Source organism: Lysobacterales bacterium (assembly GCA_014946745.1).
GTDB lineage: Bacteria > Pseudomonadota > Gammaproteobacteria > Xanthomonadales > Xanthomonadaceae > Aquimonas.
Window position 1 is genome coordinate 3,051,946 of record JADCRD010000001.1, and the last position, 12,386, is coordinate 3,064,331.

Annotated in this window: 7 protein-coding genes; 4 read left to right on the plus strand and 3 right to left on the minus strand. The window is 71.2% G+C overall.

Annotated features, from left to right (window positions below; all coding sequences use genetic code 11):
* Nucleotides 1–16: 16 nt before the first annotated feature.
* Genes H4O13_12260 through H4O13_12270 form a run of 3 tightly spaced genes read right to left on the minus strand, consistent with a single transcriptional unit; the run spans nucleotide 17 to nucleotide 5,590 of the window.
* The gene (locus H4O13_12260; protein MBE5316160.1) at nucleotides 17–1,348 is read right to left on the minus strand and encodes a hypothetical protein; all 1,332 of its coding nucleotides are present in this window, start codon (nucleotides 1,346–1,348) and stop codon (nucleotides 17–19) included.
* The gene (locus tag H4O13_12265) at nucleotides 1,345–4,482 is read right to left on the minus strand and encodes an efflux RND transporter permease subunit (protein ID MBE5316161.1); all 3,138 of its coding nucleotides are present in this window, start codon (nucleotides 4,480–4,482) and stop codon (nucleotides 1,345–1,347) included. Before H4O13_12265 ends, H4O13_12260 begins: the two co-directional genes overlap by 4 nt.
* Nucleotides 4,483–4,495: 13 nt before the next feature.
* Nucleotides 4,496–5,590, minus strand: a complete 1,095-nt coding sequence (locus H4O13_12270) for an efflux RND transporter periplasmic adaptor subunit (protein ID MBE5316162.1) — start codon at nucleotides 5,588–5,590, stop codon at nucleotides 4,496–4,498.
* A 337-nt stretch (nucleotides 5,591–5,927) separates the two neighbouring features.
* On the opposite strand from H4O13_12270, the gene H4O13_12275 reads away from it, so the two are divergent.
* From H4O13_12275 to cobA, 4 genes are all read left to right on the plus strand, one after another.
* A complete protein-coding gene (locus tag H4O13_12275; protein MBE5316163.1) occupies nucleotides 5,928–7,766 on the plus strand; it encodes an assimilatory sulfite reductase (NADPH) flavoprotein subunit in 1,839 nt (612 codons plus the stop codon).
* 9 nt (nucleotides 7,767–7,775) lie between these two features.
* Nucleotides 7,776–9,458 (plus strand): assimilatory sulfite reductase (NADPH) hemoprotein subunit, encoded by a 1,683-nt coding sequence (gene cysI / locus H4O13_12280; GenBank protein MBE5316164.1) that lies wholly within the window; start codon nucleotides 7,776–7,778, stop codon nucleotides 9,456–9,458.
* Entirely contained in the window at nucleotides 9,455–10,213 is a 759-nt protein-coding gene (locus H4O13_12285; GenBank protein ID MBE5316165.1) for a phosphoadenylyl-sulfate reductase, read from the plus strand. The genes cysI and H4O13_12285 overlap by 4 nt, the downstream gene beginning before the upstream one ends.
* 259 nt (nucleotides 10,214–10,472) lie before the next feature.
* Nucleotides 10,473–12,125, plus strand: coding sequence for a uroporphyrinogen-III C-methyltransferase (gene cobA, locus H4O13_12290; GenBank protein ID MBE5316166.1), 1,653 nt, complete (start codon nucleotides 10,473–10,475; stop codon nucleotides 12,123–12,125).
* The last annotated feature ends 261 nt before the right edge of the window (nucleotides 12,126–12,386 follow it).

Below are 12,386 nucleotides of genomic sequence, written 5' to 3' on the forward strand. Positions count from 1 at the left end.
GAATGGCCCGCGCCACCTACGCGCGCTCGCCCCGCGGCGGATGCTGGCGCCAGTGCTCGGCCAGCAGCACCGCCACCGCGTTGGCGATGTTGAGGCTCTCGACGCGGCCGCTGCCGGGGATCGACACCGCGCGCTCGCAGTGCTCGACCAGGCGCTTCTGCATGCCCTCGCCTTCGGCGCCGAGCACGAACACCGCGCGCTGCGGCAGCGGCTGGGCGTACAGATCGGAGGCGCCGGACGGCAGGGTGGCGACGGTGACGAAACCGGCCTCCACCAGCTGCTCCAGGGCGCGGATCTCGGCGCTGCTGCCCTGCCCGTCCAGCCGCACCAGCGGCACGTGCTCGGCACCGCCTTCGGCAACGCGCGCGGCGGCAGCCGACAGACCGAGGGTCGACTGCGGCGGCAGCAGCACCGCCTGGGCACCGAAGTGCGCAGCCGAGCGCAGCACCGCCCCGAGGTTGTGCGGATTACCCACGCCGTCCAGCCACAGCAGGCGCACCGGCCCGCTGCGCGGCAGCGTCTCCAGTAGGCCCTGCAGATCGCGCTCGGGCCGCGGCTGCATCAGCAGGCAGACGCCCTCGTGGTGGCTGCTGCCGCTGATGCGTTCGAGCTCTTCGTCCTCGACCACGCGATAGCCGAGCCGCTTGGTCACGCAGAAGGCCAGCAGCTCGCGCAGTGCGCCGATGCGGGCCTCGCTCAGATACACCTTGCGCAGGGCCTCGGGCCGCGCGGCAAAGGCCGCACGCGCGGCGTTCAGGCCACAGATCTTCTGCTCGGGATCGCGCTGCACGCGCGCGGTCGGCACACCCTCGTCGTGGCGCTCATCGCGACGCGCCGGCCGCGGCCCGCGGCGGTCGTCCGCGCGGTGGCCAGCGGCTGCCGTGTCCGCGTCGCGTCGCGAGGGCCCGCGTTCGCGCCCGGGGCCCGGCCGGGCCTCGCCGTAGGCTGGACGCTCGCTGCCCTGGCGCGGGCGCGGCGCAGACGCATCACCTCGCGGCGGCTCACGCCGCGGGCCCGCGGAGGCCGCGTCGCCACGCGACCACGGGCCGCGTTCGCGGGCAGGTGCGGCCGCCTCGCCGGACCGGCGCTCACTGCGTTCGCGCTGCGGCTCAGACGTGTCCGCCCGCGGGCCACGGCCGCGCGGCGCGTCTGCAGGGCGTGAGGCACGCGCGGGCCACGGCTCACCGCTGCGCTCGCCGCTGCCTTGCGGGCTGCGCGGTCCGCCTGCGCGCGCGGGGCCTTCGCCCGCAGCACGACGCGTCGGCCATGGCGACCCCGGGCCCGCGCCGCCTTTGCCGCCGCGACCGCGATCGCCCTCGTTGCCGCCGTCTCCGCTCTCATGACTCATGCGTGGCCCCCCACCGGCGCGACCTGCTCGTCGAGTTCGTCGAGCTTACGTCCCAGCGCCTCGGGTGAGCGGGTGAACGGCGCCAGCAGGGCATAGAAGGCCGGCACCACGAACAGCGACAGCAGGGTCGAGAACGCCACGCCGAAGATCACCACCACGCCGATGGTGGCGCGGCTGGCCGAGCCGGGGCCGCCGGCCACCACCAGCGGCACGGCGCCAGCGATGGTCGCGATCGAGGTCATCAGGATGGGGCGCAGGCGCACGGCGGCGGATTCGATGATCGCGTCCAGCACCTGCCGGCCTTCGTCGCGCAGCTGGTTGGCGAACTCGACGATGAGGATCCCGTTCTTCGCCGCCAGCCCGACCAGCATGACGATGCCGATCTGACTGAACAGGTTCAGTGTGCCCCCCGTCAGCCAGAGCCCGCCAAGCGCGCCGAGCACCGCCAGCGGCACGGTGAACATGATCACCAGCGGATGGATGAAGCTCTCGAACTGCGCGGCCAGTACCAGGTAGACCACCAGCAGGGCCATCGCGAAGGTCGCCAGCGCGCTGCCGCTGGCCTTGACGAACTCGCGCGAGCCGCCCTTGTAGTCGATCTGCGCGTAGTCGGGCAGCTCTTCGCGCGCGGTCTGCTCGACCCACTGGATGGCCTCGCCCAAGGTGTAGCCCGCGGCGAGATTGGCCGAGATGGTGATCGCGCGCAGGCGGTTGAAGCGGTTGAAGCTGCCCGGCTCGGCCAGCTCAGACAGGGTCACCAGGTTGGCCAGCGGAATCAGCTCACGGCTGCGCTCGGAGCGCACGTAGACGCCGGTGAGGTCGGCCGGGCCGGCGCGGAAGGCCTCTTCCGCCTGCAGCACCACGTCGTACTCCTCGCCGTCCTCGACATAGGTGGTGACGCGGCGCGAGCCCATCAGGGTCTCCAGGGTGCGGCCGATCTCCTGCACCGACACGCCAAGGTCGGCCGCGCGCGCGCGGTCGATGTCGATGCGCATCTGCGGGCGCGTCTCCTGGTAGTCGGAGTCGGCGGCGAAGATGCCGGGGTTCTCGTCGATGCGCGCCAGCATGCGGTCGCGCCACTCGGACAGCTCCTCGTAGTTCGGGCCGCCCAGCACGAACTGCAGGGGCTGACCGCGGCCGCCGCCCAAGCCGCCGCCGCGGCCCTGGGCGAAGGCGCGGACGCCGGGGATGGCGTTCAACTCCGCGCGGAAGGCGTCGATCACTTCGGCCGTGCTCATCTCGCGCTCGGCCCAGTCCTTCAGGATCACGATGGCGAAGCCGGTGTGCATCTCCTCGCTGGCGCCGAAGCCGCCGGGCACGCGCGTGTTCATGCGCTGCACCGGGCCGTCGGTGACGAAGGGCATCAGCCGCTGCTCGATCTGTTGAACCTGGCTCACGGTGTAGTCGAAGCCGGCGCCCTCGGGGCCCTGGATGTTGACGAAGAAGCTGCCGCGGTCCTCATCGGGCGCGAGCTCGCTGGGCACGGTGTAGAACAGCGCCGCCGCGCCGCCGCCGACCAGGGCGAAGGTCAATGCCAGCCCCCCCCAGAGCGTCGCGCGGCTCTGCCGCACCATGGCTCCGACCGCGCGCGCATAGGCGCGGCTCATGCGCTCGATCAGGTCGAGCACGGCCTGGTTCACGCGGTTGTGCTTCTCGTTCGGGCGCACCAGCTTGGAGCACATCATCGGGGTCAGCGTCAGCGCCACGAAGGCCGAGATCGCCACCGCGCCGGACAGCGCCACCGCCAGCTCGCGGAACAGCCGCCCGGCGTTCGACTGCATGAAGCCCACCGGCAGGAACACCGCCACCAGCACCGCCGTGGTGGCGATCACCGCGAAGGCCACCTGCGCGGTGCCGCGCTTCGAGGCCAGCAGCGGCGGCTCGCCGAGGTCGGCGCGGCGCTGCACGTTCTCCAGCACGATGATGGCGTCGTCGACCACGAGGCCGATGCACAGTACCAGCGCCAGCAGGGTCAGCAGATTGATCGAGAAACCGAAGGCCGACAGCGCCATGAAGGCGGCGATCAGGCAGACCGGCACGGTCACCGCCGGCACCAGGGCCGCGCGCAGGCTGCCGAGGAACAGGTAGATCACGATCAGCACCAGCACCATCGCTTCGAGCAGGGTCCACTGCACGCGCTTCAGGGCTTCGTCGATGAAGATCGTGGTGTCGAAGGCGACGATCAGGCTGGCGCCTTCGGGCAGGCTGGACTGGATACGCTCCACCTCGGCCTTGACCGCGGTGGCGACGTCGAGGCTGTTGGCGGTCGAGGTCTTGACGATGCCAAGCCCGAGGTTGGGTTGGCCGTTGCCGCGGAAGTAGGCGCGGCGGTCGCTGGAGGCGCGCTCGACGCGGGCGACGTCGCCGAGGCGCACGACATAGCCGTCCTCGCCCTTGGTCAGCGAGAGCTGGGCGAAGTCGTCGGCGGTGAGGTAGCTGCGGGTGACGCGCAGGGTGAAGTCGCGGGTCTCCGACTGCAGGCGCCCGGCCGGCAGCTCGATGTTCTCGCGGCGCAGCGCGCTCTCGACGTCGTTGACGGTGAGCCCGCGCGCCGCCAGGGCCTGGCGGTCGAGCCAGATGCGCATGGCGTAGCGCTGCTGGCCGCCGATGCGCACCGCGGCGACGCCGTCGATGGCCGACAGGCGATCGGTGATGTAGCGCTCGGCGTAGTCGGTCAGCTCGAGCGTGTCGAGCCGATCGGAGTTCATGTTCAGCCAGATGATCGGCTGCGAGTCGGCCTCGACCTTGGCCACCTGCGGCGCGTTGACCTCGGGCGGCAGACGGTCGAGCACGCGGCTGATGGCGTCGCGCACGTCGTTGGTCGCGGCCTCGATGTCGCGGCTCAGGCCGAACTCGATGGTGACGTTGCTGCCGCCGTTGCGGCTGCGCGAGTCCACCGACTCGATGCCCTCGATGCCGCTGACCGCGTCCTCCAGGATCTGGGTGACGCGGGTTTCCACCACCGCCGCCGAGGCGCCGGTGTAGGTGACTTCGACCGAGACGATCGGCGGGTCGATGTCGGGCAGCTCGCGCACGGTGAGCGTGCTGTAGGCCATCACGCCCAGCACCACCAGCAGCAGGTTCATGACCACGGCCAGCACCGGCCGCTTGATCGAAATGTCGGAAAGCACCATGTCGGATCCTCCCTCAGCCGGCCGGCGCCGCCGCCGTGGCGGCAGCCGCCTCGACGACGCGCGTGCCCGGGCGCAGCTTGACGGTGCCTTCGACGACGATGCGCTCGCCGCCGCTCAGGCCTTCGACGATCTCCACCTCGCCGCGGCGGCGCGCACCGGCGCGCACGTCGATGCGGGCCACCGCGCCGTCCTCACCGACCTGGTAGACGAAGCTCTGGCTGCCGATCTGCAGCAGGGCCAGCTCGGGGATCACCAGGGTCTCGCGGGCCGGCTTCTCGACCCGCACGGTCATCAGCATGCCGGGGCGGATCCGCAGCTCCGGGTTGTCGAACTCGGCGCGCACGGTCACCGCGCGCGAAACCGGATCGACGCGCGAATCGACGGTGGCGACGCGGCCGGTGAAATCCTGGTCGGGGTAGGCGGCGCTGCGCGCACGCACGGTCTGGCCGGGCGCGATCGCCGAGAGAAACGTCTCGGGCACGGCGAAGTCGAGCTTGACCACCGAGATGTCGTCGAGCGTGGCGATCGGCGTGCCCGGCGTGACCAGGGTGCCGGGGCTGACCTGGCGGAAGCCGAGCACGCCGGCGAAGGGCGCGGTGATGACGCGGTCGGCCAGTCGGGCGCGGATGGTTTCGACGCGCGCGCGCGCGGCGTCGCGGGCAGCGACCTGGCTGTCGAGCTGGCTGCGCGGCACGGTGCCGTTGTCGACCAGGCCGACCAGACGCTCGTACTGCTGCTGGGCCTCTTTGTACGTGGCCTGCGCCTCTTCGAGGTTGGCCACCTCGGCGCGACCGGACAGGTCGACCAGGATGTCGCCGGCGGCGACGCGGTCACCGTCTTCAAACTTCACGGCCTCCACCGTCTCGGTGACCTTGGCGGTGATGGTGACCGACTCGCTGGCCTGGGCCGTGCCCAGGGCTTCGATCTGATCGATCCAGGGCTGGCTGGCGACGGTGGTGCTGATCACGGTCACCGGCGGCGGGCCGCCGGCCGGGCCCTGCGCCGGGCCTTCGCTGCCGCAGGCGGCGAGCAGCAGGCTGAGCGCGAGCGCGCAGGCGAGCGGAGCGAGGGGGCCTTGCGTTCGTTTCGGGTGCGGAGAGCGGTGCATGCGAACCTCGGGGGCGGTTGCAGCCGGCGGCGGCGCGGGGAGGGCGGCGGCGCGGCGAAAGGGAAAAGCAGGCGCGGGCGGTGGCGGAAACCCTCTGCGGCAGCACGCCCGACTTGCACGGACGTGAAGCATGAATCCTCGGATGCGCCCCAGCCTGTGCCGTAAGTCCACGCACGCGCTGGAAATTGTGGCGATGCGGTGAAGAGCGGCGGCGCAGCTCGGGCGATCGCGGGACCGCGCATATGCCCGGAAGCACTATCTAAGCATCCGATCCGCGTTTCTGCCCGCCGCCGTGCGTTGCGACAGTGCCGATCCGATCCGCTGAACCCGGTGTGCGATGTCCGCTTCTTCTGCCCTGCCCGACCTGAGCGTGCTGCCGCTGCCGGCCGCCGCTGCGGTAGCGCCCATCGCGCGCGCACTGGACGGCCTGGACCCGGCCAGCCTGTGGTGGCTGTCAGGCTACGCGGCTGGCCTCGCGCGCGGCGGCGTTGCCAGCGCTGCAACCGCCCCGCAGGCGGAGGCCATCGCCCTGCCGCGGCTGACCGTGCTGTACGGCAGCCAGACCGGCAACGCCAAGCGCGCCGCCGAGGCGCTGGTCACGGCGGCCGAAGCCACCGGCTTCGCGGTGCGCCTGGTGCGCGCCGACGCCTACCCCACCCGCGAGCTCAAAGACGAGCGCCTGCTGTGGGTGGTGATCAGCACCCAGGGCGAGGGCGAGCCGCCGGAGGACTCACTCGGTTTCGTCGAATTCCTGCTCGGCCGGCGCGCACCGAAGCTGCCCGAACTGAAGTACGCCGTGCTGGGCCTGGGCGACAGCAGCTATCCAAAGTTCTGCGAGACCGGCCGCCAGATCGACGCGCGTCTTGCCGAACTGGGCGCTCAGCGCCTGCAGGCGCTGGGCGAGGCCGATGTCGACATCGACGCGGTCGCCACGCCTTGGCGCACGCGTGCGGTGGAGTCACTGAAAGCGCTGGCGGCCCAGTTCGCCCCCGCCGCACCCGCCGCGCACTCGGCTGCAGTGATTCCCTTGCGCCCGGGGGTCGCGGCGGCTCTGCATTCGCGCGAGCAGCCCTTTGCCGCCGAACTGATCGAGCAGGTGCGCCTGACCGGCCGCGGCAGCCCGCGCGACGTCCGCCATCTCGAATTCAGCCTCGCCGGCTCGGGCCTGCACTACGCGCCGGGCGATGCGCTGGGCGTGTGGGCACCGAATCCCTCGGCCCTGGTCGAGGCCGTGCTTGAACTCACCCGGCTCGACGGCGAATCACCGCTGACGCTGGACGGCGTCGAACGTCCGCTGCGCGTATGGCTGAGCGAGCACCGCGAACTGACCCGTCTCGCCAAGCCGCTGCTGGTGGCGCTGGGCGCGGTGTCGAAGCACCCGGAGCTGCAGCGCCTGCTCGATCCCGCTGAGGCCAGCGCGCTGTCGGCCCTGCTGTCCGCCCGGCAGCTCATCGATGTGCTGCGCGAGTGGCCGGGCGAATGGACAGCCGAGGCCTTCGTGCGTGCACTGCGGCCGATGGCGCCGCGCCTGTACTCGATCGCGTCGAGCCCGCTGGCCTATGCCGATGAGGTGCACCTCACCGTCGACGTGGTCGGCGCCGAAGAGGCCGATCCGCTGCGCCTCGGGCTGGCCTCGCACCATCTCGCCCAGCTGGATCCGGGCGCGCGTGCTCGCGTCTTCATCGAGGAGAACCCGCGCTTCCGCCTGCCCGCCGACAGCAGCCGCGACCTGATCATGCTCGGCGCCGGCACTGGCATCGCACCCTACCGCGCCTTCGTGCAGCAGCGCGTGGCTGAGGGCGCCAGCGGCCGACACTGGCTGCTGTTCGGCGCGCGCACCCTGCGCGACGACTTCCTCTACCAGACCGAGTGGCAGGAGCACCTGCGCCGCGGCGAGCTGCAGCACATCGACCTTGCCTTCTCGCGCGATGGCGACGCCACTCGCAGCCGGCCCCGCGTCTACGTGCAGCAGCGTCTGCGCGAGCAGGCCGCACGCCTGTTCGAGTGGCTGGACGGCGGCGCGCACTTCTACGTCTGCGGCAGCCTTGCGCTGGGCCGCGACGTCCACCAGACCCTGCTCGACCTGTTCGCCCAGCGCCTCGGCAGCGCCGAAGCGGCGACCGAGGCCCTGCAGCAGCTGCAGCAGTCCGGGCGCTACGCCCGCGACGTCTACTGAGACCGCGCCATGGCCAGCCATTCCGTCGAAGACATCAAGCGCGCCAGCCGCGGCCTGCGCGGCACGGTTGAACAAAGCCTCGCCGACGCCGTCACCGGCGCGCTGCGCGACACCGACCAGGTGGTGCTCAAGTATCACGGCAGCTACCAGCAGGACGACCGCGATATCCGCGAGGAGCGCCGCCGCGCCAAGCTCGAACCCGCGCACAGCTTCATGATCCGCACGCGCACGCCGGGCGGGGTGATCACGCCCGAGCAGTGGCTGAAGCTGGATGCCATCGCCACCACCTACGCCGAGCGCGGCCTGCGCATCACCACCCGCCAGGCCTTCCAGTTCCACGGCGTGATCAAGCGCGATCTCAAGCCCACCATGCAGGCGATCAACGCCGCGCTGATCGACACGCTCGCCGCCTGCGGCGACGTCAACCGCAATGTCGCGGTGGCCGCCAACCCGCTGCTGTCGGCGCTGCACGACACGGTCTACCGGCAGGCGGCCGCGCTGTCCGAACACCTGCTGCCCAACACCCGCGCCTACTACGAGATCTGGCTGGACGAAGAGCGCGTCGCCGGCGACGAGGGCGAGCCCATCTACGGGGCGACCTATCTGCCGCGCAAGTTCAAGATCGGCTTCGCGATCCCGCCGTACAACGATGTCGACGTCTTCAGCCAGGACCTCGGCTTCATCGCCGTGATCGAGAACGGCGAGCTCGCCGGCTACAACGTCACCGTCGGCGGTGGCATGGGCAGCACCCATGGCGACGCCGAAACCTACCCACGCCTCGCCGACGTCCTCGGGTTCATTTCTCCCCACGACGTGATCCCTGTCGGCGAGGCCGTGGTTACGGCGCAGCGCGATTTCGGCAACCGCGCCACCCGCAAGCGCGCGCGTCTGAAGTACACGATCGACGAGCACGGGCTCGACTTCTTCCGCAGCGAGGTCGAGCGTCGCTCAGGCGTGAGCCTGCAGCCGCCGCGCGCCTTCGAATTCGCCCACAGCGGCGACCGCTTCGGCTGGGTCGAAGCGGACAGCGGCCAGTGGCACCTGACCCTGCGCATCCCCGCCGGGCGCATCCAGGACAGCGCGGATCGACTGCACCTCACCGGCCTGCGCGAAGTCGCCAAGGTGCATCGCGGGCACTTCCGCATGACGCCCAACCAGAACCTGGTGATCGCCGACATCGCGCCTGAGCGCCGCGCCGGCATCGATGCTCTGCTGCGCCAGTACGGCCTGCTCGACGCGCTCGAAACCAGCGCCTTGAAGCGCGAGGCGCTCGCCTGCGTCGCGCTGCCAACCTGCGGCCTCGCGATGGCCGAGGCCGAGCGCTATCTCGACGAAGCCCTGCACAAGGTGCAGGCCCTGCTCGATCGCCACGGCGTTGGCGAGCAGTCGATCCTGCTGCGCATCTCCGGCTGCCCGAACGGCTGCTCGCGGCCGTATCTCGGCGAGATCGCGCTCGTCGGCAAGGCGCCCGGCCGCTACAACCTGATGCTCGGCGCGGACCACCGCGGCCAGCGCCTCAATCGCCTCTACCGCGAGAACATCACCGAGGCCGAGATCCTTGCCGAGCTCGATCCGCTGATCGCGCGCTACGCCGCCGAGCGCTTGCAAGGCGAACACTTCGGCGACTTCCTTCTACGCGCCGACCTGCTGCCGCCGGAACCGCTGCGGGTGCGCAAGGTGCTGGCCGCATGAGCGCGCAGGCGATCCGCATCGACACCGCGCCCGCCGATCTCGACGCGCTGGTGGCGGCGGCGGCCGACGACGACGGCGCCGCGCTGGACCGGCTCAACCACTGGCTGGAAGGTCTGGACGCCGATGCGCGGATCCGCTTCGCGCTGGAGCACCTGCCGGGCCGCCAGGCGCTGTCCTCAAGCTTCGGCGCGCAGGCCGCAGTCAGCCTGCACCTGCTGAACCAGCACCTTCCCGGCCTGCCGGTGGTGGTGGTCGACACCGGCTATCTGTTCGCCGAGACCTACCAGTTCATCGACACGCTGACTGAGCGCCTCGATCTCAACCTGCACATCGTCCGCAGCGCGCGCTCGCCGGCCTGGATCGAGGCCCGCCACGGCCGCCTGTGGGAACAGGGCCTGGACGGCATCGAGCGCTACAACCGCATCCACAAGGTCGAGCCGATGCAGCGCGCCCTGCGCGAGCTCCAGGTCGGCACCTGGTTTGCCGGCCTGCGCCGCAGCCAGTCGCAGAGCCGCAGCAGCACGCCCGTGCTGCAGCGTCGCGAAGGTCGCTTCAAGCTGCACCCCATCGTCGACTGGAGCGACCGCGACGTCGGCCGCTACCTCGCCCAGCACGGCCTGCCTTACCACCCGCTGTGGGAACAGGGCTACGTCTCGATCGGCGACACCCACACGACCCGCCCCCTGCTCGACGGCATGCGCGAGGAGGACACTCGGTTCTTCGGGCTGAAGCGGGAGTGTGGGTTGCATGAGTAGGAGCTGGGATTGGGGATTCGGGATTGGGGATTGGTTGGCGCGCCTGAGTCCGCGGGGAAGCCCACGCTTCGTTCTCAAGGGTTCGGAGCGCGCCTTGAGCGATCTACGCAATCCCCCCATCGAAGCCACGCTCCGCCCCCCTCTCCCCGTGGGAGAGGGGTCGGGGGAGAGGGTCCGGGCGGAACACATGCCTCCAACCCGCGACACCCCTGCTCTTGCGAATCCCGAATCCCCAATCCCCAATCCCAGCTCCGAGGCCATGCGGGTCCGCGCGGAGCGCCCCCTCCAACCCACCGAGGCTCAGTCTCCCCTTTCCCCTTGTGGGAGAGGGGCCGGGGGAGAGGGGGCAAACTTGTCGCGAGACTGCCCCCTCCCCCCAACCCCTCTCCCACAAGGGGAGAGGGGCTCAGAAGCACGAGCACCGAGGATCGGATCGAGTGGCTCGAGTGCGGCTGCCGCGCCGCTCTACCCACTTTTCCTCAACCTTGCTGACCGCCCCATCCTCGTCGTCGGCGGCGGCGAAGTCGCCGCGCGCAAGGTGCTGCCCCTGCTCGAGTGCGGCGCCGAGGTGCGCGTCGGCGCGCCCGTACTCAACGCGGCCCTGCAGAAGCTCAAGGCCGAGGGCCGCATCCATCACCTCGAAGGCGAATTCCAACCGCACTGGCTCGATGAGGTATTCCTCGCCATCGCCGCCACCGACGAGGTCGACGTCAACCGCGCCGTTGCCGAGGAAGGCGCCGCGCGCAAGCTTTGGGTCAACGTCGTCGACGACACCGAACTCACCCGCGTGCAGGTGCCCGCCGTGGTGCGTCGCGGTCCGTTGACCGTCGCCATCAGCAGCGGCGGTGCGGCACCCGTGCTGGCGCGCCAGCTGCGCGAGAAGATCGAACAGTCGGTGGACGAGAGCTTCGGCCAGCTGGCCGAGCTGTTGCGCATCCACCGCGCACGCCTGCGCGCACGCTTCCCGCACGTGCCCAGCCGCCGCAAGTTCATGGAGACCCTGTGGCCCGGCGAGGTCGGCGAGCTGCTGCGCGCCGCGCGCTTCGATGCCGCACGCGCCCGCCTGATCGAACTGATCGAAGCCGGCGAACCCGAAGGCTCAAGAGAAGGCTTCGTCAGCCTGGTCGGCGCCGGCCCCGGCGACCCCGGCCTGCTCACGCTCAAGGGCCAGCGCCGCCTGCAGGAGGCCGACGTGATCCTGCACGACCGCCTGGTCAGCCGCGCCGTGCTCGAACTCGCGCGCCGCGACGCCCAGTTCATCGAAGTCGCCAAGGAAGCCGGCACCCACCACACCACCCAGGAAGGCATCCACGCGCTGCTGCTCGAACACGCGCGGCAAGGCAAGCGCGTGGTGCGGCTGAAAGGCGGCGACCCCTTCATCTTCGGCCGCGGCGGCGAAGAGCTCGAACACCTGCGCGCGCACGGCATCGCCTACGAGGTCGTGCCCGGCATCACCGCCGCACTCGCCTGCGCCGCACACGCCGGCATCCCGCTCACCCATCGCGACCACGCCCAATCCGTTCGCTTCGTCACCGCCCACTGCCGCAACTCGATCGATGCGCTCGACTGGCGCGCGCTGGCGCAGGAGAAGCAGACCCTGGCCGTCTACATGGGCGTCAGCGGCTTGGACACCCTGCGCGAACGCCTGCTCGCCCACGGCCGCGCCGCGAATACCCCGGCCGCGCTGATCGAAAACGGCAGCCGCGCCGAGCAGCGGGTGATCCACTGCACGCTCGCCAGCCTGCCGGAGACGGCAAAGCGCGAAGCGGTGAAGTCGCCGGCGCTGCTGATCCTCGGCGAGGTGGCGGCCCTAGGGCGGACGCTGGCGTGGTTCGGCGCGGATGCCGTCGATGCAAAGGCTGCATCGACAGCGCCGGCGCGGGTGCCGCTGTGCCTCGACCTGCGGGCGTAAGGTCGCTGCTGCGGCAGCCGCCGCTCTCCCTCTCCCGCTTGCGGGGCGACAGGCGACGCGTCGCGCGACGAGAGCCCGTCAGGAATCGCGCCTCGCGGACTCGCGCCCCGCGCCTTTCCCGACCGGGGTTGCCGCGGGCGACTGCGACGACAGCCGCCGGACCGGCGGTTCGTCGGGCTCTAGCATGGGGCCCAACAACCTGCGCTGCCCACCTGGACATGCGCGCGCTGATCGACCGGCGCGCAGAAGCGGCGCAGGGCC